This window comes from Leucobacter sp. OLIS6, assembly GCF_002752355.1.
GTDB lineage: Bacteria > Actinomycetota > Actinomycetes > Actinomycetales > Microbacteriaceae > Leucobacter.
Genome location: NZ_MRAV01000008.1, coordinates 232,326 through 251,577, shown reverse-complemented (window position 1 = coordinate 251,577; position 19,252 = coordinate 232,326). Strand labels below are relative to the sequence as shown.

Here is a 19,252-nt window from a genome sequence, read left to right as displayed (position 1 = left end):
CATGCCGCGAGGACGGCGCTCACCACGAGACCGGAAGCGCCTTGCCCTCCTCGTACCCCGCGGCCGACTGCAGGCCCACGTGCGCGCGCTCGTGGAACTCCGCGACGCTGCCCGCGCCCGCGTAGGTGAACGACGATCGGACGCCCGAGGTGATCATGTCGACCAGGTCCTCGACGCTCGGACGCTGCGGGTCGAGGTAGATCTTGGACGACGAGATGCCCTCGGCGAACAGCTCCTTGCGGGCGCGCTCGTAGGGGTCGAGACCGCCGAAGCGCGCCTGCACCGCCTTGGTCGAGGCCATGCCCCAGGATTCCTTGTAGAGGCGTCCGCTCGGGTCGGCGACCAGCTCTCCCGGCGCTTCGATCGTGCCCGCGAACCACGAGCCGATCATGATCGACGCGGCGCCTGCGGCGAGCGCGAGCGCGACGTCGCGCGGGTAGCGGACGCCGCCGTCGGCCCAGACGTGCGCACCGAGCTCGCTCGCGGCCTCGGCGGTCTCGAGCACGGCCGAGAACTGCGGGCGTCCGACTGCGGTCATCATGCGGGTCGTGCACATGGCACCGGGGCCGACGCCGACCTTGAGGATCGTGGCGCCGGCGTTCACGAGGTCGTGCACGCCGTCGGCGGTGACGATGTTGCCCGCTGCGACGGGGAGTCCGAGGTCGAGGTCGGCGATGGTGCGCAGCGCGCGGATCATGCCCTCCTGATGCCCGTGAGCGGTGTCGACGACGAGCACGTCGGCACCGGCCGCGGCGAGCGCCGAGGCCTTGCCCGCGACGTCGCCGTTGATACCGACGGCCGCGGCGACGGCGAGGCGTCCGTCGTGGTCGACGGCAGGAGCGTAGAGCGCGTTGCGCAGTGCGCTGCGCGAGGTGATCGTGCCGACGACGCGGTCGCCGTCGAGCACGCAGAGGATCGGCGCGCCGAGCGCCTCCTCGGCCGCGAGCACGGCATCGAACGCCGCGCGGCCCTCGCCGAGGTCGGCGACCGGGATGCTGGGGAGCTCGCCGCGTACGAGGTCGCCGAGTCGGGCGTCCTCGGGGACGCTGGCGAGGCGGTGCGCGGGGAGGACGCCGAGCACCTCGGCGACGGGGATCCCGACGGCCGATGCACCGCTCGCGCCCGCGGTGCCGTCGGCGTAGCGCCCGGCATCGCCGCGGACGACGACCAGGCCGTGCTGCTCGCTCGGCGGCACGCGACGCAGCGCGTCGGCCGCGGTGTCGCCGGCGCCGGCGACGATCGGGGCGTCGCAGGAGGCGGGGCGCTCCTTGACCCAGCGGATTGCCTCTTCGACGACGGGCAGCGGCGGATCCTGCGGGAGCACCGCGAGGCCGCCCCGGCGGGCGAGGGTCGCCGCGAGGCGCGGGCCCGAGACGGAGTTCATGTTGGCGGCGACGAGCGGGATCGTCGCCGGGGTGCCGTCACCCGGCGCCAGGTCGACGGCGAAGCGGGACCCCACCGCGGAGCGACGGGGAATGAGGAAGACGTCGGAGTAGGTGAGGTCGCCCGTCGGCTGGCCGGAGATCTGCATGGCTCCACGCTACCCCGCCGGACCCCGGGGCGTCGGTGGGAATCCGGATCAGCCCGCGCGTTCGCGGTAGCGGCGCTTCGCCGCCGGGTGGAGCGGCAGGGTCCCGGTGTCGATGAGGCTCGCACCGGTGAGGAACTGCACCCCGACGCTGCCCGCGGGGACGAGCGACGGCGCGTCGTCGATCAGGGCGTCGACGACGCCCTGCGCCGTCGCGTCGGCGAGTTCGGGCCGCGCGAGCAGGAGGTTGGGGATCCCGATGGTCGAGGTCGGAACCGGGATCCCGTAGACGCCCGCGGGCACCCGGGCCGGGAGGTACTGGTCCGGATCGCCGGACGAGAGCCGTGCCAGCGCCGGAGCGAGGTCGACGAGGGCGAGCGGCGTTCGTGCACCGAGCTCGGCGATCTTCGGGGTCGGGATCCCGCCAGACCAGAAGAAGGCATCGATCCTGCCCGTTTCGAGCGCGCGCAGCGCATCCTCCAGCGGGTGCTGACCGAGCTCGGGCGGTTCGGGGCCGTCGAGCAGCCCCGCGGCGCGGAGCACGCGGCGGGTCGTGAGCGAGCTGCCGGAGCCGGGGGCACCGATGGAGACCCGTCGACCCGCGAGATCGGCGAGGTCGGTGATCCGACGCGCGCCTCCGTCGGCGCGCACGACGCACTGCAGATAGTTCTGGTAGACCTGACCGATGGCGGTGAGTCCCGCACCCTGCTGCTCGGCGGAATCGGCGAGCGCGAGCGCGAGGTCGGCGTCCCCTCGCCTGAGCAGGGCCAGGTTGTCGGCGCTGCCGTTGCTCGCGAGGACGTCCAGCGCGATCCCGCGCCGCTCGAGCACGTCGCGCAGCAGTTCCCCGAACTGCAGGTAGAGCCCTCCGGGCTCTCCGCAGGCCATCCGTACCCGCGCCCCGGACGACGGGTTCGCGCAGGCCACCAGCGGGAGCGCGAGACCGGCCGCGAGCCCGAGCAGTGCAGCGCGTCTCGACACGGCGGTCATGCGTCGCCCATCCGCACGCGGGTGAGCAGTCCGCCCTCCGGAGCCCGGGAGACCTCGACGCCCGCTCCGTTGGACCGGGCCAACTGCTCGACGATGGCGTACCCGAGGCCCGTGCCCGGCAGCGCGCGGTGGATCTCGGAGCGCCAGAACCGGGTGCCGACGCGAGCCAGCTCCGCCTCGGCGAGGCCCGAGCCGGAGTCGGCGACGACCAGCTCCGCGGGCGACCCGCGCACCTCCACCCGAATCCGGGCTCCGGACCCCGCGTACTTGCGGGCGTTGTCGACCAGGATCTCGACGATCTCCTCGAGATCGCCGCGCCGGAACGGCAGCTCGGCTTCGGCGCTGCTCGCGAGCACGTCGATGCCGGAGCCGGCGAGGGCCGCGCGGTAGGGATCGACGAGCGACGCGGCTGAGACCGTGCAGCGGACCCGGACCGGCGAACGGCTCGGCTCCGAATTCGCCCGATGCTCCGCTTCGGCGAGCACGAGCATCCGGTCGACCGTGCGCTCGAGCCGGTCCAGGTCGTTCTCCACCGCCTCGGCCTCGGAGCGCGACTCCGGATCGTCGCGCGGCAGCCCATCGACCCGGAGCCTGATCGCCGCGAGCGGGTTGCGCAGCTGATGCGAGGCGTCGGCGACGAGCCCACGCTGCTGCGCCAACGCGTCCTCGACCTCGCCCGCCATCCGTTCGAACGAGGCCGCGAGGCGACGCAGTTCCGGCGGGCCCGTGACCGCGGCCGCATCGAAGCCCCGGTGTTCCGAGACGGCCCGCGTCGCGGCGTCGAGCGCCAGCACCGGTCGGATCACCCAGCGGGTCCAGAGGTTCGAGGCGAGCAGCAGCGCGACGAGCAGCGCGGCACCGACGACACCGACGAGGATCCATCCGGACAGCACGTCCCGTTTCGCCGAAGCCTGGTCGACCCGCAGCACGACGGCGCCCTCGGCAGCACTGCTGGCGGTCGCGATCGGCTGGGCGACGAGCGCCGAGTCCGGGCTCCACGGCAGGACCGTGGGCAGCGTCCACTGCGGCAGACCGCGGAGGGCCGCGGTGGCCGCGCGCTCGGTCGCAGCGTTCCCGGGGATCCCGCCTGCTTCGGCGAGCCGCTCCCCCGAGCCGTCGACCACGAGCACCGCCTCTCCGTAGGTCGAGTGGAAGCGCTCCAAGTAGCGCTGCAGGGTCGCGGGCGACCCGGATCCGCCGAGCACGGCCCGGGCCCGCTGCACCACCTGCTCGACGGCGCCCGTGCGCTGCAGCTGCAGCTGCTGCGTGCGCGCATCCGCGATCGCCGAGCAGGTCGGCACGAGGATCGCGCAGACCGCGACGAGACCGAGCACGAGCAGCGGGATCAGGACCCGACGCCTCATGAGCCGGTTTCGAGTCGGAAGCCGATCCCTCGGATCGTCGTGATCGTGAGCATCGGCAGCTTCTGCCGCAGCTGCGCGAGGTGGACGTCGAAGGCTCGCGAGGTCGACACGTACCCGTCGCCCCACACCCGGTCGAGCAGGCTCTGCCGTTCGACCACCGTTCCGGCGTCGCGGGCCAGCTCCGTCAGCAGGGCGAACTCGGTCGGCGTCAGCGGGATCTCGGTGCCGTCCCAGGTGGCACGGTGCGCGGCCGCGTCCACGACGATCCCGTCCACCTCGATCCGTTCGGGAGCGGATCGCGCGTAGCGCCGGGTCACCGCGCCGAGACGCGCGAGCAGTTCGTGCAGCCGCACGGGCTTCACCAGGTAGTCGTCGGCGCCGAGACGCAGAGCCTGCACCGTGGATCGCTCGTCGCCGCGCGCGGTCACGACGATCACCGGTACCGGGCTGAGCTCCCGGAGGCGCCGGAGCGCCTCGAGTCCGTCCATGTCCTCCAGCCCGAGATCGAGCATGACGGCGTCGGCGACCGCGTACTGATCGAGCAGGTCGGCTCCCCGGGCCACCTGGTCGCAGCGGTGCCCAGCGCGGGTGAGCGCGGCCGCGAGGGCGGCCGACACCGAGGGGTCGTCCTCGGCGACGAGAATACGCATGCTCCCCAGTATGCCCGGGCCGCCCGCCGCTCGGCGGGGCGCCGTCGGCACCGCGGGGAGAACCGCGCGATCCCGCGGCGCACGAGTGTAAAGGCCGCGTTAAGGAATCCCGCGGACCGCCGCTTCCGCGCCCAGAATGACCGAGTGCCCCTCCGGGCGCGCACCCCGATTGATGACGATTGGACTGTCAATGTCAACGACGACGGCGACCTCGCCGACCATCAGGCGCTCCATCTCGAACACGCTCAAGGGCTCGGCGGGTAACCTCGTCGAGTGGTACGACGTCTACGTCTACTCCGTCTTCGCGAGCTATTTCGAGATGCAGTTCTTCCCCGCCGACGAGAAGAACTCGACGGTCTACGTGTGGGCGATCTTCGCCGTCACGTTCCTCATGCGTCCCCTCGGGTCCTGGTTCTTCGGCCGCTTCGCCGACCGGCACGGGCGCCGATTGTCGCTCACCGTGTCGGTCTCGATGATGGCCGCCTGCTCCATGCTGATCGCGCTCTCCCCGACCGCGGGATCCGTCGGTGTCTGGGCGGTCGTGATCCTCGTGTTCGCGCGACTCCTGCAGGGCTTCGCCACCGGTGGCGAGTACGGGACGAGCGCGACCTACATGTCGGAGACGGCGATCGCGGGCCACCGCGGCTTCCTCTCCTCGTTCCACTACGTCACCCTCGTCGGCGGCCACGTGCTCGCCCAGCTCACCCTCATGATCATGGTCGTCACCATGCCCCCCGAGGAGATCGCGGCGTGGGGTTGGCGGGTGGCCTTCGCCATCGGCGGCGTCGGCGCACTCGTCGTCCTGTGGCTGCGGCGCACCATGGACGAGACGCTCGAGACGTCGACGCTCGAGGCGGTCCGCACCGGCCAGTCGCAGCGCTCCGGCTCGATGCGGGAGCTCCTGCTGCACCAGTGGCGTCCGCTGCTGCTCTGCTTCCTCGTGACCGCGGGCGGCACGGTCGCCTTCTACACCTACTCGGTCACCGGCCCGAGCATCGTCAAGAAGGCCTTCGCCGGAGACGACGTGCTCTCCGGAACGATCATCAACCTCGTCGCGCTCACCATTCTCATGGTGCTGCAACCGCTCGGCGGCTGGATCTCGGACCGCGTCGGACGCAAGACGCTCCTCGTGTTCTTCGGCGTCGGCGGCGTGCTCTACACCTGGTTCCTGCTCACCGCCCTGCCCGCGCAGAGCGACCCGGTGCTCGCGTTCGCGATCCTCGTCATCGGGTTCGTGATCCTCACCGGCTACACCTCGATCAACGCGGTCGTGAAGGCGGAGCTCTTCCCCACCCACATCCGCGCGCTCGGCGTCGGGTTCGGCTACGCGCTCGCGAACTCCGTGTTCGGCGGCACCGCTCCCCTGCTCTACCAGGCAGCGGGAGAGACCGGACACGTACCGCAGTTCATCATGTACGTCACCGGAGTGATCGCCGTCTCCCTCGTCGTGTACGTGTTCTTCCTCCGCAACAAGGGAGCGAACTGGCTGGACGACGAGCGCGGCATGCGCGAGCGGGCCTCGGCCGAGCCGAGCCCCGCCCCGGTCGGGGTGGATCGCTGAGACCTCGCGGCCGGCGCCGTCGTTCCCCCGGCGCCGGCCGCGACGGGCACGGCGCAGTGCACCGCCATGAGGTTCGTTTCACCCTTGCGCGTTCGCTCGGCCGGATTTGAACGCTCAGCCGGACAAATCTGCCAGAACTCATCCGGCTGAGCGTTCAAATCCGGCTGAGCGGATACGCGATCGGGTCGGCAGCGCAGGGAGATCCACCTGCGCCCACAAAAGGACTATTTGCCCGACCCCAAGAGGAAGCGGCGAGCGCATCGAACACTTCGATCCGTCTACTCGATTGTCCCCTCACCCGGCCCGCACCGGCAGTTCCACGCTCACCCGGAACCCGGCATCCGTGTGCTCCGCGGTCACGTCGCCCCCGTGCGCACGCGCGAGCCCGCGCGCGATCGCGAGGCCGAGCCCGGATCCGGGAGCGATCGCGGCGCTCGCCGCATCGCCCGATCCGCCGCGCGACGCGCTCGCCCGCCATCCGACGTCGAACATGCGGTCCAGGTCCTCGACGGCGACGCCTCCGCCCTGGTCGAGCACGCCGAGCACGACCCGTTCCCCGGGCAGCGCCGACACGGAGATCAGCACCGCCGTGCCCTGCGGCGCGTGCCGTACCGCGTTCGTGAGCAGGTTCGTGACGACCCTTCCGAGCTGATGCGGATCGGCCCAGACCGCCTGCCCGGCGATCTCGCGTGCGACGATCCGCACCCCTCGCTGCGCGGCCGCGACCCGTACCTCGGCCACCGCGTCGGAGACGACGTCGAGCAGATCGATCTGCTCGGTCTGCAGGCGGAGGGTGCCCGCCCCGAGCCGCGACAGCTCGAACAGGTCGTCGACGAGTCTCGACATCGAGACGGCCTGCTCCCCGACGCGCTCCGCGAATCGGCGGTACTCAGCGGACGCCCCGGTCGAGGCCGCCGCCTCCGACATCGCGCGCAGCGCGGTGAGCGGGGTGCGCAGGTCGTGCGAGATCCACGCGAAGAACCGTCGCCGCGCCGAATCGAGGCGTTCGAGCTCCGCCCGCGCATCGCGCACGCGCGCGGAGACCTCCGCGAGCTCCCGGGTCAGTTCGGCGAACTCCGCGGCCTCGGCCGCCCCCGCACGAACCGCACTCGGCTCGCCGCCCGGCATGAGCCCGGATCCGGCCGGAGCCTCTGAGGGAGCCGAGAACCCACCGCCCATCGGCGGGTCGCCGATGGCGCGGGCCGATTCGGTCGCCCGCGAGAACCCCCGCTTCACCAACCGCGCCAGCGCCCACGCGAGCCCCGCGCCGAACACGGTCGACACCCCGAGCACCCAGACCAGCACGGTGAGGTCGTGCGGCGACAGGTACATCTCGACGGAGATCGCGAGCACCGACGCGGTCGTCGCGAGCAACGCGGCGCAGGGCACGATCAGGAAGTGGACGAACAGCGGTCGGCCGCGGAGCAGTCGGAGCACGATGAGTGCGAGCGCCCCGACCGCGACCGCGCAGCCGAGCGCGGTGCCCGCGATCACGAGCACATCCGTGAGTCCGAGCGGCATCATCCCGGCGCCCATCAGACCGCCGCCTCGGGCTCGCGTCCCGTCGCCGAGAAGCGGTACCCGGCACCCCACTCGGTGCGGAGGTAGCGAGGATCCGCCGGATCGTGCTCGATCTTCTCGCGGAGTCTGCGCACGTGCACCGTCACCGTCGAGGGGTCGCCGAAGCTCCAGCCCCAGACCTCCGAGATCAGCAGATCCCGACCGAGGGTCCGGTCGGGATGCCGCACGAGAAAGCGCAGCAGGTCGTACTCGCGGGAGGTCAGCAGCACTTCCGTGCCGCGGACCCAAGCCCGGCGCTGCCCCGAGTCGATCTCGAAGTCGCCGACCGCGAATCGATCGACCGCTGCCGCCGCTGTTCGCGAGCGCCGCGCGAGCGATCCGATGCGCAGGGTCAGCTCGCGCAGCGAGAAGGGCTTCGCCAGGTAGTCGTCCGCGCCGAGCTCGAGCCCCTCGACCCGGTCCTCCGTCTCGGCGAGCGCGGTCAGCATGAGGATCGGGACCTGGCTGCGCGCACGCACCTCGCGGACGAGCTCGTCGCCGCTCAGGCCGGGGAGCATCCGGTCGATCACGAGCACGTCGGCCCGCTCGCCAGCCGGCGCGGAGAGGATCGACGTCCGGGCGGCGATCCCGTTCGCGTGGGCTCGCACCCGGTACCCGTGCGCCCCGAGGTACTGCTCGACCGCTCCGCGCACCGTGGGATCGTCCTCGACCAGCTCGACGCGCACCTCTTCCGGGCCCGCGCCGCGCTGCGGTTCGTGCTGCGACGGTTCGCTCATGGGCGTCGCCTCCCTCCGGATCCTGCGGCCTCCATGGCCCGACCCTACCTCCGCCGGGTGAGCGCCGACCCGGTTCCTTACGGCTCGGAAACATCCGGCCACGCGAGCGAATCCGCTGCCTAGCGTCGAAGGCGTCCGTCGGCACCGGCGGACTCGTCGAACAGATGGGAGCGCATCATGCGCAGGATCGTCACCGCCTCACTCACCGTCCTCTCGGCCGCGGCACTCGCCGTTTCGCTGAGCGCCTGCAGCAGCGGGTCGAAGGACTCCATGTCGTCCGGCGACGCGAAGCCGAGCACGAGCTCCAGCCAATCGAGCACGCCGAGCGCCTCGAGCGATTCCGCGACGATGCGGAAGTCCGGCTCGTTCACCGGCCTGAACGGCAAGCAGGTCGCGGGCACGGTCGAAGTCACCGGCACCGAGCTCGCCCTCAGCGGGTTCTCCTCGGACGAAGGACCCGATCTGCACGTCTATCTGACCCGCGGCACCGACGAGGCCGCCGTCGAAGCCGGCATGCGGATCGATGCCATCAAGTTCGACGCGGCCGCGCAGAAGTTCACCCTCTCGGGCGTCGACCTGTCCGAGTACACCGACGTCGTGATCCACTGCGACAAGGCGAAGGCCGTGTTCGGAGCGGCGAAGCTCGCATGATCGGGGCCGCCGCCTCCGCGCGGAGGCCGACCGTGCTCGCGTCCGCCGGCCGGGCGGCGGCCGTCGTAATCGCGGGCGTCCTCGCAGTGCTCTGGACGATCGAGGGCGTCGTCAAGGTGCGCGCCGGATTCGGGACGTCCGACATCCTGCTCGTCGCCGATGGCGCGGAGCGCAACACCCGGGTGCCGGAATGGTTCGCCCCGATCTGGGCGCTGATGCGCGGGATCCCCGCGGTGTTCGGGATCGGGATCCCGATGCTCGAACTGCTGCTGGGAGCCGCGTTCGCGATGCTCGCGGTCGGCGGACTCCTCGGTCTGCTCCGCGTTCGAGGCGTCGCACCCCGGTCGTCGCGCCGGGTCACGGCCGTCGCGGCCGTGGTTTCGGGCGGCACGCTCGCGCTCTACTGGACCTCGGATCAGCTGATCGCCCAGTATCCCGCGATGCTCGTGCTCTCGCTGCTGCTGCTCGCGGTCGAGGCACTGACGCCCTCGGCGGTCGTGACGACCGTCGAGGGCTGATCCCGGCCGGCGTTCGAGGCCCCCATCGAGCGCCGGCCGGGATCCTCGGATCAGGCGAAGACCGCGGCCTTGCCGCGCAGCACCGCCGGGTCGAGCGCGAAACGGCCGGCCCCGGTGAGGGCGAGCGCGAGCGCCGCGGCGCCCAGCACGGCGACGAACTCGTAACCGCCCTCGCCGACCCAGAGGCCGGCCGACAGGTGCACGAGCACCAGCGCGCCGAGCATATCGAGCGCCAGCAGCAGCGCGACCGGCCGGGTGAGCAGGCCGAGGATCAGCAGTACGCCGCCGATCAGTTCGAGGAAGGCGATGAGCGGCGCGATGAGCGCCGGCAGCGGAGCCCCCATGCCGGCGAACGCGTCGACGGTTCCGGGGATGGTGTATTCGAAGATCTTCTGCGCGCCGTGGGCGGCGAAGACACCGCCGGCGACGATGCGCAGTACGAGGAGTCCGGCGTCTGCGGTGGGTCGTTTGGTGTTCGTCATGAGAGGAGTGGTTCCTTCGTGGCAGGACACCGCGGTGGCCGCGGCGCGGGACGTTCGCCCCGTGCCGAGAACGCTAGGAACCGGACCTTGGGAAGCACTGAACAGCGTTCGAAGAAGTCGTGTTATGACGCGCGCCCGGTCGCCGCGGGCCCCGTCCCGAGTCGCGGGCACACCTGATCGACGGACGGCGGAACCGCCCGCGTGTCGAACAGGTGCGTGTCGCGCCTCAGACGGAGCAGCAGGACCCGCCGCAGCAGGACCCGCCCGCCGCGGCGTCGTCACCGAGCAGGTTCAGGATCTCCCGCGATTCGGCATCGGCGAATCCGGCCGCGCCGAAACCGCTCTCGAACACCGCGTCCGCCGCGATCACGGCCGAGGCCGCCTCGTCGCTCAGTGCCGTCTCCTTGGTGGTGTCGCTCATCGCGCTTCCCCTTCGTCCGTCGAACCATCGGAACCGTTCTCGCCCGCACCGTCGCCGCTGCGGCCCAGCTGCAGGACCTGTCCCAGCACATCGGTGAAGACCTCGGCGCCCTGCGCGCCGGGAACCGCGTACTTCTGGTCGAACAGGAAGAAGGGTACTCCGGTCACGCCCAGCATGCGAGCGCGGGTGATGTCGCTGTCGACGGCGTCGCCGTAGGCGGGATCGTCGAGCGCAGCCCGCGCCTCGGCGCGATCGAGCCCGGCCTCGGCGGCGAGGTCGGCGAGGCGATCGGGATCCGAGAGGTCGAGCCCCTCGGAGAAGTAGGCGCGGAAGAGCCGCTCGAGCACGTCGGACTGCACGCCGCGATCCTTCGCGAGGTGCAGGATCCGGTGCGCGCGCCGGGTGTTCACGTGCTGCAGGCGGTCGAAGTCGAAAGTCAGCCCCTCGCTCGCCGCCAGCTTGGTCATCTCGCCGAGCATCTCCTCGACCCGCGGCATCGGCATGCCCTTGTGCTTCGCGAGGAAGTCGTACTCGCTGCCCGAGAAGTCCTCGGGGGTGTCCGGGGCGAGCTCGTAGCTGTGGTGCTCCACGTCGACCCGTACTCCCGGGTTCGCCTCGGCGAAGGCTTCGAGCCCTCGGGCGAACCGGTGCTTGCCGAGGAAGCACCACGGACAGGCGATATCGGACCAGACGTCGACGCGGATCGTTTCATTCACGACGGGTACAGCATGCCCCGGCGCTCGACTATTCCCGCGAAGCCGACGAATCCGGGAGTCCCGGCGCGATCTTCGCGAGCACCGTCTCGAGGGCGCTCCGGAACTCGGGCTCGCCCGTCGCCCCGGGGATCGCGAACCGGGCGTTCAGCAAGTAGTAGGGCGTGCCCTGGATCCCGAGCATTCCTGCCCGGCGCTGCTCGAGATCGACCACGGCGTCCCACTCGGGATCGTCCGCGGCCGCGCGCGCATCGGCCGCGTCGAGCCCGGCCTCCGCGGCGAGCGCCCCGAGCGTGCCGGGGTCCGCAAGGTCACGGTGTTCGGTGAAGTAGCCGACGAAGAGGCGGTCGAGCACCTCCTCGCCGATGCCGCGGGCGGCGCCGAGCTGGAACACCCGGTGCGCCCTGCGGGTGTTGACGAGGGGCAGGCCGTCGAAGCGCATCTCGATCCCGGCGTCGGCCGCGAACCGCTCGAGCTCGGGCAGCATGCGCGCCGAGTGGTGGTCGGGTACCCCCTCGTACTGGCGCAGATAGTCGCTCTCGGTCCCGGAGTAGCGGTCGGCGATGCCGGGCGCGAGTTCGAAGCTGCGGTGCCGCACGGCGACGGGCACGTCGGGGTGGTCCGCGCGGAAACCCGCGACCGCGCGTTCGAAGCGGCGCTTGCCGATGAAGCACCAGGGGCATCGGGTGTCGAACCACACGTCCGCCGTGATCCCCGGGGCCGCTGCGGCGGAGCGGGGACCCGAATCAGGCTGCGACGCGGTCATACCGTGTGGAACACCGCCGGGATCCCGGGCATTCCCCGGCTACTCCGCAGTGGGGGCGGTCCCGAGCGACGGAGCCGCATTCCAGCGGGCGAGGAAATCCTCCGCCTGAGACCGATAGGCCTCCTCGACATCGCTCATCGAGATGCGCTCCGCCGCGGTGACGCACAGCGTGCGCACCGCGGGTTCCCCGCCTTTCACGCACACCCAGTCCGCCGGCTGAGCGAAGGACTTGAGCACCGGAGCGAGCGCGGCGCGTTCCTTTGGTCCCGCATTCTCGAGGAGCATCACGTCGATGCGCTTCCGCGCGGTATCGGTGCCCGCGACGGTCCCTGTGGCCAGCAGTCGGTCGACACCGGTGGCGCGCGGCACGAGATCGGCAGGTTCGGCGAAGACCCCGATCGGCGCCCCGGAGCCGCCGGAACCGAGATCGCGACCGTCGATCATCAGCGCGAGCGTCCGGAAGCCGGAGGCCTCGGGCACCGCGAGGAGCGCCGTGGCGACGGGAGCGAGCGCGGTGCCCGGTTTCAGATGCAGCTGGAGCACCGCATCGTCGGTCCAGACGAAGTCGATGACCTTCCGCGTCTCGGCGGGCAGTTTCGCGAGCGTCACCCGGGTGGTGTCCCCGCTCGCCCCGTCTCGGAGCTGCAGGGATCGGCTCTCGACGGTGAGCGCCATCGGTCGGTGTCCGAGCGCCGCCTCCGCGGCCGCACGCGCCGCGGCCACGTCCGCTTCCTCGGCCACCTGCAGGTCCAGGGCCTCGGGGGTTGCCTCCAGCACGGTGACACGAGCCCGCAGGCCGACCGTCGCCCACACCCGCTGGGCGTCGGCGATCCAGGTCCCGCCCTGGTCGCCTTCGAGCGATACGCCGTCGACCGAGGAGACATCGAGCTCGACCGGGGTCTCGCTCGCGCGCTCCCGGAGCGGGCCCGGCGTCTCCATGGCGAGCGCGAATGCACGCTCGGCGGTCGAGGTACGTGCGGTGAGCTTCGATCCGTCGCCGGACCGCACTTCGAGCTCCGCCGACACGATCCCCGTGTCGGTCCGCAGCTCGTTCGCCGCGGCGACGAACCGTGCGTTCCGAGCCCGATCCGGGAGCACGCGCAGCGTCACGGTATCGGCCGCGACCTTCAGGCTCACGCTCGCGCCGCCGCGCTTCTCGCTCTCGAACGCGCCGATGCGGTCCACGAGCGCGGAGAGTTCGTCGTCGCTCAGACCGGGCTTGGCGGTGACCGTGCCGTCGACGGACCCGATCCAGGGCAGGGTGTTCAGGCTCGTGAGATCAACGGACTCGACCGCGGGATCGCTCCGGAACTCGCGCTCGGTCGCCTGCCGGCCCGCGGTTCCGGCGTCCACCGAGCCGCACCCTGCGAGCGAGACGGCGGCGAGGATCGCGGCCGCGGACGCGAGGATCCGCCGTGTCCGGATACCGGTGGTCGATCGCATGGTGGGCTTCGTCTCTCGCCGGTCCGGTTCCGGACCGCTCAGTCGATCCGGCGCGCGCCGGGCACCGGGCCGGTCGCGGTGAGGGTGCGGACACCGGCTCGCGCGAGCACCGCCTGGAGCTCGGCCGACGCGACCGCGTCGGAGACGAGGAACGCGACGGTCGGCCCCGATCCCGAGACGATGCCGGCGAGCGCGCCGCGCGACTCCCCCAGTTCGAGCAGCTCGGAGAGCTCGGGTGCCAGCCGGAACGCCGCGGCCTGCAGGTCGTTGTGCATCGCGTCGGCGAGCGATCCGGCGTCGCCGGATCGCACGGCCTGCAGCACGGCGGTATCGACGCGCACCTGCTCGGGCGTCGGCACGATGTCGGCCGAGTGCTCGTCGCGGTGCTGGTCGAGGGTGCGGTAGACGAGCGGGGTCGAGAGCCCGCCGTCGGACAGTGCGAGCACCCAGTGGAAGGAGCCCTTGGCGAGGGCCGCGCTCAGCTCATCGCCCCGGCCGGTGCCGACCGCGGTCCCGCCCTCGAGCGCGAACGGCACGTCGGCGCCGAGCGACGCCGCGAGCGGCAGCAGGCCGGCGCGGCCGAGGCCGGTCCCCCAGAGCTCGTCGCAGGCGAGCAGCGTGGCCGCCGCATCGGCGGATCCGCCGCCCATGCCGCCCGCGATCGGTACGCGCTTGTGCACGGTCAGCGAAACACCCCGGCCAGCGCCCGTGCGCTCGGCGAGCAGCTTCGCCGCGCGGATCGCGAGGTTGGAGTCATCGGTGCGCAGGCCGCTCGTGTCGATGGGCCCGGTGAACCGCACCGAGAAGTCGTCCGCGGGCGCCGCGGTGACCTCCTCGTAGAGCGACACCGCCTGGTAGAGCGACGCGACGTCGTGGTATCCGTCGTCCTGCAGAGCCCCGACGCGGAAGAAGACGTTGATCTTGCCAGGCGCCCGGACCGTTACCGTCTGCGTCTGCGTCGTCCCCATGTGATTACGCTAGCGCACCTCGGATGCGGCATGCACTCGGGCGATGCGGTGGAAGTCATCGATCGACACCTGCTCTGCCCGGGCCATCGGATCAACGCCCGCGGCCTCGAGCACTTCGACCGCGCGCTCGAGCGGACCGAGCACCGGCTGCATCGACTGGCGCAGCATCTTGCGACGCTGAGCGAAGGCCGAGTTGACGAGCGAGAAGGTCAGCACGCGTTCCGATTCGGAGCCGCGCGGCTCGTCGGATCGGACGTACGACACGAGCACGGAGTCCACGTTCGGCACGGGCCAGAAGATCCGGCGGCTCACGGTGCCCGCGATCCCCCACTCACCGTACCAGGCGGCCTTCGCGCTCGGCGCGCCGTATTCCTTCGATCCCGGCCCGGCCGCGATGCGATAGCCGACCTCGGCCTGCACCATTACGAGCCCTGCGCGCAGCGACGGCATGAGCTCGAGGAACTGCATGAGGATCGGCACCGACACGTTGTAGGGCAGGTTGGCGACGAGCACCTCAGGTGCCGCCGGCAGCTCGGCGATGTGCTCCGCCGTGAGTTCGAGCGCATCGCTGCGGATCACCCGGAACCGCGGTGCATCGGGATCGGCGAAGACCCCCGGCTGCATCGCGCGGACCGTGCTCGGCAGCTCGGCCGCGAGCCGGTGGTCGATCTCGACCGCGGTCACGTCGGCGCCGGCCTCGGTGATGCCGAGGGTGAGCGAGCCGAGGCCCGGCCCGACCTCGATGACCCGGTCGCCGGGTTCGACGCCGGCGAGGCGCACGATCTTGCGCACCGTGTTGGGGTCGATCACGAAGTTCTGACCGAGCTTCTTGGTCGGCGAGACGCCGAGCCGCTCGGCGAGCTCGCGCACCTCGATGGGTCCCAGGAGCGCCGGTGCGGTGGGTGCTGCGTCGTCGCTCATCGGGTCTCCGGTTCCATCTGCCACGAGCCGTAGACCCGCTCCGTGTTCTCGGCCAGCAGAGCGCAGACCTCGTCGAGCGGCTGCTCGAGCGTCTCGGCCATGCGTCGCACGGTGTGCGGCAGCAGGTACGGCGCGTTGGGGCGTCCGCGGAACGGCTCGGGGGTGAGGAACGGCGCGTCCGTCTCGACCAGGATCCGGCTCGACGGCGCGACGCGCATCGCCTCGCGCAGCGCGGGGGCGTTCTTGAACGTCGAGGTGCCGGCGAACGACAGGTACCAGCCGTGCTCGGCGCAGATCTTCGCCAGTTCGACGTCCCCCGAGAAGCAGTGGAACACCGTGCGCTCCGGTGCGCCGACGCGGAGCAGCGTCGCCACGACGTCGTCATGGGCGTCGCGGTCGTGGATCTGCAGCGCGATCCCGTTCGCCTTGGCGATGTCGATGTGCGCCTCGAACGATTCGAGCTGCGCCTCGCGCCCGTCCTCGCCCGTGCGGAAGAAATCGAGCCCGGTCTCGCCGACCGCCCGCACGCGCGGCTGCGCGGCGAGGCGGGAGATCTCGGAGAGGTGCTCGCACAGCAGCCCGCGCTCGGCGAGGCGGGGCGCCTCGTTCGGGTGCAGCGCGACGGCGGCGAGCACGCGCGGATCGGCCGCCGCCATCTGGGCGCTCCAGCGGCTCGTCTCGAGGTCGGTGCCGACCTGCACGACGCCGCGCACGCCGACGGCCTCGGCTCGGGCGAGCGACTCGGCGGGATCGAGCTGCTCGAATCCGTCCTCGAACTCGAGGTGGGTGTGATTGTCGTAGACCGGGATCGGCAGCGGTTCCGGGTCGGCCGGACGCTGCAGGTCGCGCTTCTGCGCGCCCGGAAGGGAGCCGTCGGTGGAGCGCTTGCGCAGCCCCCCGGCCGGCGGCTGCGGCGCTGCCGCGTCGGGCTCCGCTGAGGAGTGGTCGCTCATGCGGCGCCTACTTCCCGTCGGTCTCGATGCGCGGGAACAGCACGTCGAGCTTCTGCTGCGGGGTGCCCGCGGGCAGACGGCCCCACGTGCCGGCCTCGCGGATCGGCTGCGCGCTCAGCGCGCCCAGGGCCTCGTCGGCGCCGAGCGCGGTCCACAGCTTCGCCGTCGCGACCGGGACGACCGGAGCGAGCAGCTGCGCGAGGGCGCGCAGGCCCTCGGTCGCGGTCGCGAGCACGGTCGCGAGACGGTCGCGCTGATCGGGATCCTTGGCGAGGGCCCAGGGCTCCTGCTCGGTGATGTAGCCGTTGAGCGCGTCGACGAGCTCCCAGATCGCGGCGATCGCCTCGTGCACCGCGAACGCGCTGATCCGCTCGTCGGCGCGGGACGCGACCGAGGCCGCGAGCTCGCGGATCGCGGCGTCGGCCGCGGTCTCGTCGGCGGCCTGCGGCATGACGCCCTCGAAGTACTTCGCGTTCATCGCGAGCACGCGGCTCGCGAGGTTGCCGAAGCCGTTGGCGAGCTCCGCCTGGTAGCGCGCGGCCAGATCCTCCCAGCTGAAGGAGCCGTCCTGGCCGAACGAGATGGCGCGCATGAAGTAGTAGCGGAACGCGTCGGAGCCGAAGGTGTCGGTGATCTCGTTCGGCGCGATGCCGGTGAGCTTCGACTTCGACATCTTCTCGCCGCCGACGAGCAGCCAGCCGTGCGCGAACACGTGATCCGGCACCTCGAGCCCGGCCGCCATGAGCATGGCCGGCCAGATGACGGCGTGGAAGCGCAGGATGTCCTTGCCCACGAGGTGGTTCGCGGGCCAGCGGCGCTGGAACTGCTCGTCGTCCGCGCCGTAGCCGATGGCCGTGACGTAGTTGAGCAGCGCGTCGAACCAGACGTAGGTGACGTGCGAGGAGTCCCACGGAATCGGGATGCCCCAGTCGAACGAGGTGCGCGAGATCGAGAGGTCCTCGAGCCCCTGCTGCACGAACGCGATGACCTCGTTGCGCGCGCTCGCCGGATGCACGAAGTCGGGACGCTCCTCGTAGAGCGCGAGTAGGCGGTCCTGGAACGCGCTCATCTTGAAGAAGTAGTTCTTCTCCTGCAGCAGCTCGAGCGGCTTCGAGTGGATCGCGCAGACCTTCTGGCCCTCGAACTCGCCCGTGCCGTCGACGATCTCGCTCTTCGGCTTGAACTCCTCGCAGCCGACGCAGTACAGCGCCTCGAACTCGCCCGCGTAGATGTGGCCGTCGTCGTGGAGCTTCTGCAAGAACTTCGCGACGCCCGCCTCGTGCCGCGCGTCGGTCGTGCGGATGAAGTCGTCGTTCGAGATGTCGATCAGATCGAGCAGCGGCTTCCACGAGGACTCGACCAGACGGTCGGCCCACTCCTTGGGGGCGACGCCGTTCGCGGTCGCGGTGCGCAGGATCTTCTGGCCGTGCTCGTCGGTGCCGGTGAGGAACCACGTGTCGTCGCCCGCCTGGCGGTGCCAGCGGGCGAGCACGTCCGCGGCGACCTCGGTGTACGCGTGCCCGATGTGCGGGGCGTCGTTGACGTAGAAGATCGGCGTCGTGATGAAGAACGGGGAGGGCTTGGCCATGGTCTCCATCCTAAGAGATCGGACCGCCCCCGATCCGCAGTGTTACCGAGGCGCACTAGGCTCACGGGCATGAGCACCCACCACGACACCATCGTCATCGGCGCAGGCATCTCAGGACTCTCGGCGGCCGCGGAGCTGCTGCGGGCGGGGCGGAGCGTCGTCGTGCTCGAGGCGCGCGACCGCATCGGCGGCCGGGTGCACACCGAGCGCGAGGACGGGCGCGTCACCGATCTCGGCGCGTCGTGGATCCACGGGATCGACGGCAGCGAGGTCTACGCCGAGACGGAGGCGGCCGGTATGCCGACCGTCGAGTTCACGATGGGCAGCTACCAGGCCGGCGGCCGCCCCGTGGCATACTACGGCCCCGACGGCGCGCGCCTGAGCGATGCGGCCGCCGATGCGTTCATCGCGGACGTCGCGGAGTTCGATCGCGTGCTCGGCGGCGTCATCGCCGCCGCGGCCCCGGCGACCTCCTACGCGACGGCCGTCGACACGGCGCTCGAGTTCCTGACCTGGGACGCGGATCGCGCGGCTCGGGTGCGCGAGTACCTGCACCACCGCAGCGAGGAGCAGTACGGCGCGGACGCGGCCGATCTCGACGCGCACGGGCTCGACGACGACGCGGTCGACGGCGACGAGGTCGTGTTCCCCCGCGGCTACGACGAGCTCGCGACCCGCCTGGCGCAGGGGCTCGACGTGCGCCTCGAGCACCCGGTCGCGCGCGTCGATTGGAGCGAGGACGGCGTCGTGGTCACGACCGTCGACGGCGCGGAGTTCGCGGCGGCAACGGCCGTCCTCACCGTTCCGGTCGGCGTGCTGCGCTCCGACGAGCTCCGGATCGAGCCCCCGCTGCCCGCTGAGAACGCCGATGCGCTCGCTGGGCTCACCATGAACGCGTTCGAGAAGGTGTTCCTGCGTTTCGACCGGAAGTTCTGGGACGACGGCGTCTACGCGGTTCGACGTCAGGGTCCGGCCGGCGCCTGGTGGCATTCCTGGTACGACCTCACCGCGCTGCACGGCACGCCGACGCTGCTCACCTTCGCGGCCGGATCCTGCGCGCGCGCGATCCGCGACTGGAGCGACGAGCGCATCACCGAGTCCGTGCTGGCATCCCTGGGCGAGATCTTCGGCGACGCGGTCCCCGCACCGCAGCACGTCCGGATCACCCGGTGGCAGGACGACCCTTACTCCCGCGGGTCCTACGCCTACATGACCGTCGGTTCGACGCCCGAGGATCACGAGCGTCTGGCCGCACCGATCGGCGGTGTGCTGCACATCGCCGGCGAGACCACCTGGCAGGAGGATCCGGCGACGGTCACCGCGGCGATGGCTTCGGGGCGGCGCGCCGCCGAGCGGATCCTCCGAGCGGGGTGATCGAGGCCCCTCCGGCTGTGTAGACTTCCGGGGTTTGCGTTCGAAGGCGAAAGAAACGATAAGC

General features: G+C 71.6%; 20 protein-coding genes. 4 read left to right on the top strand and 16 right to left on the bottom strand.

What is annotated here, in order from left to right:
* Window positions 1-19: 19 nt before the first annotated feature.
* Genes BMH31_RS04445 through BMH31_RS04430 form a run of 4 tightly spaced genes read right to left on the bottom strand, consistent with a single transcriptional unit; the run spans window position 20 to window position 4,532 of the window.
* Entirely contained in the window at window positions 20-1,531 is a 1,512-nt protein-coding gene (locus tag BMH31_RS04445; protein ID WP_099724267.1) for a GuaB1 family IMP dehydrogenase-related protein, read from the bottom strand.
* A 48-nt stretch (window positions 1,532-1,579) separates the two neighbouring features.
* Window positions 1,580-2,518: a TAXI family TRAP transporter solute-binding subunit gene (locus tag BMH31_RS04440; RefSeq protein WP_099724268.1), complete on the bottom strand. Its 939-nt coding sequence runs from the start codon at window positions 2,516-2,518 to the stop codon at window positions 1,580-1,582.
* On the bottom strand, window positions 2,515-3,882 hold the full coding sequence (locus BMH31_RS04435) for a HAMP domain-containing sensor histidine kinase (protein WP_099724269.1): 1,368 nt from the start codon (window positions 3,880-3,882) through the stop codon (window positions 2,515-2,517). Before BMH31_RS04435 ends, BMH31_RS04440 begins: the two co-directional genes overlap by 4 nt.
* Window positions 3,879-4,532, bottom strand: a complete 654-nt coding sequence (locus BMH31_RS04430) for a response regulator transcription factor (RefSeq protein WP_099724270.1) — start codon at window positions 4,530-4,532, stop codon at window positions 3,879-3,881. Before BMH31_RS04430 ends, BMH31_RS04435 begins: the two co-directional genes overlap by 4 nt.
* A 190-nt stretch (window positions 4,533-4,722) precedes the next feature.
* Between BMH31_RS04430 and BMH31_RS04425 the strand changes: the two genes are divergently transcribed.
* Complete coding sequence (locus tag BMH31_RS04425; RefSeq protein ID WP_099724271.1) at window positions 4,723-6,093, top strand: MFS transporter; 1,371 nt, start codon at window positions 4,723-4,725, stop codon at window positions 6,091-6,093.
* A 294-nt stretch (window positions 6,094-6,387) separates the two neighbouring features.
* On the opposite strand, the gene BMH31_RS04420 is transcribed toward BMH31_RS04425, so the two are convergent.
* The 3 genes from BMH31_RS04420 to BMH31_RS15700 all read right to left on the bottom strand — a co-directional run bounded on the left by BMH31_RS04420 (window position 6,388) and on the right by BMH31_RS15700 (window position 8,761).
* Window positions 6,388-7,629, bottom strand: a complete 1,242-nt coding sequence (locus BMH31_RS04420) for a HAMP domain-containing sensor histidine kinase (protein ID WP_241898129.1) — start codon at window positions 7,627-7,629, stop codon at window positions 6,388-6,390.
* The gene (locus tag BMH31_RS04415) at window positions 7,629-8,390 is read right to left on the bottom strand and encodes a response regulator transcription factor (RefSeq protein ID WP_099724272.1); all 762 of its coding nucleotides are present in this window, start codon (window positions 8,388-8,390) and stop codon (window positions 7,629-7,631) included. Before BMH31_RS04415 ends, BMH31_RS04420 begins: the two co-directional genes overlap by 1 nt.
* A 119-nt stretch (window positions 8,391-8,509) precedes the next feature.
* Window positions 8,510-8,761, bottom strand: coding sequence for a hypothetical protein (locus BMH31_RS15700; RefSeq protein ID WP_241898128.1), 252 nt, complete (start codon window positions 8,759-8,761; stop codon window positions 8,510-8,512).
* Here BMH31_RS15700 and BMH31_RS15695 point away from each other — a divergent pair.
* Entirely contained in the window at window positions 8,739-9,041 is a 303-nt protein-coding gene (locus BMH31_RS15695) for a DM13 domain-containing protein (RefSeq protein WP_241898127.1), read from the top strand. The two genes, BMH31_RS15700 and BMH31_RS15695, sit on opposite strands and share 23 nt — an antisense overlap.
* Window positions 9,038-9,559: a hypothetical protein gene (locus tag BMH31_RS04405; protein WP_099724274.1), complete on the top strand. Its 522-nt coding sequence runs from the start codon at window positions 9,038-9,040 to the stop codon at window positions 9,557-9,559. Before BMH31_RS15695 ends, BMH31_RS04405 begins: the two co-directional genes overlap by 4 nt.
* Window positions 9,560-9,609: 50 nt before the next feature.
* Here BMH31_RS04405 and BMH31_RS04400 read toward each other — a convergent pair whose 3' ends face one another.
* From BMH31_RS04400 to metG, 9 genes are all read right to left on the bottom strand, one after another.
* Window positions 9,610-10,041 (bottom strand): DoxX family protein, encoded by a 432-nt coding sequence (locus BMH31_RS04400; protein ID WP_099724275.1) that lies wholly within the window; start codon window positions 10,039-10,041, stop codon window positions 9,610-9,612.
* A gap of 226 nt (window positions 10,042-10,267) precedes the next feature.
* Window positions 10,268-10,462 carry a hypothetical protein gene (locus tag BMH31_RS04395; RefSeq protein ID WP_099724276.1) on the bottom strand — a complete coding sequence of 65 codons (195 nt, stop codon included), beginning with the start codon at window positions 10,460-10,462 and terminating at the stop codon, window positions 10,268-10,270.
* Window positions 10,459-11,178 carry a DsbA family oxidoreductase gene (locus BMH31_RS04390; RefSeq protein WP_099724277.1) on the bottom strand — a complete coding sequence of 240 codons (720 nt, stop codon included), beginning with the start codon at window positions 11,176-11,178 and terminating at the stop codon, window positions 10,459-10,461. The genes BMH31_RS04395 and BMH31_RS04390 overlap by 4 nt, the downstream gene beginning before the upstream one ends.
* A gap of 28 nt (window positions 11,179-11,206) precedes the next feature.
* Window positions 11,207-11,941 (bottom strand): DsbA family oxidoreductase, encoded by a 735-nt coding sequence (locus tag BMH31_RS04385; protein WP_099724278.1) that lies wholly within the window; start codon window positions 11,939-11,941, stop codon window positions 11,207-11,209.
* 39 nt (window positions 11,942-11,980) lie between these two features.
* Window positions 11,981-13,384 carry a hypothetical protein gene (locus tag BMH31_RS04380; RefSeq protein WP_099724279.1) on the bottom strand — a complete coding sequence of 468 codons (1,404 nt, stop codon included), beginning with the start codon at window positions 13,382-13,384 and terminating at the stop codon, window positions 11,981-11,983.
* A gap of 38 nt (window positions 13,385-13,422) precedes the next feature.
* Window positions 13,423-14,352 carry a 4-(cytidine 5'-diphospho)-2-C-methyl-D-erythritol kinase gene (locus BMH31_RS04375; RefSeq protein WP_099724280.1) on the bottom strand — a complete coding sequence of 310 codons (930 nt, stop codon included), beginning with the start codon at window positions 14,350-14,352 and terminating at the stop codon, window positions 13,423-13,425.
* Between the two features lie 9 nt (window positions 14,353-14,361).
* Complete coding sequence (gene rsmA / locus BMH31_RS04370; protein WP_099724281.1) at window positions 14,362-15,273, bottom strand: 16S rRNA (adenine(1518)-N(6)/adenine(1519)-N(6))-dimethyltransferase RsmA; 912 nt, start codon at window positions 15,271-15,273, stop codon at window positions 14,362-14,364.
* Entirely contained in the window at window positions 15,270-16,226 is a 957-nt protein-coding gene (locus tag BMH31_RS04365; protein WP_099724282.1) for a TatD family hydrolase, read from the bottom strand. The genes rsmA and BMH31_RS04365 overlap by 4 nt, the downstream gene beginning before the upstream one ends.
* Before the next feature lie 7 nt (window positions 16,227-16,233).
* Window positions 16,234-17,814, bottom strand: coding sequence for a methionine--tRNA ligase (gene metG, locus BMH31_RS04360; protein ID WP_099724283.1), 1,581 nt, complete (start codon window positions 17,812-17,814; stop codon window positions 16,234-16,236).
* 69 nt (window positions 17,815-17,883) lie between these two features.
* Here metG and BMH31_RS04355 point away from each other — a divergent pair, with 69 nt between their 5' ends.
* Complete coding sequence (locus BMH31_RS04355; RefSeq protein ID WP_099724284.1) at window positions 17,884-19,188, top strand: NAD(P)/FAD-dependent oxidoreductase; 1,305 nt, start codon at window positions 17,884-17,886, stop codon at window positions 19,186-19,188.
* Window positions 19,189-19,252: the final 64 nt, after the last annotated feature.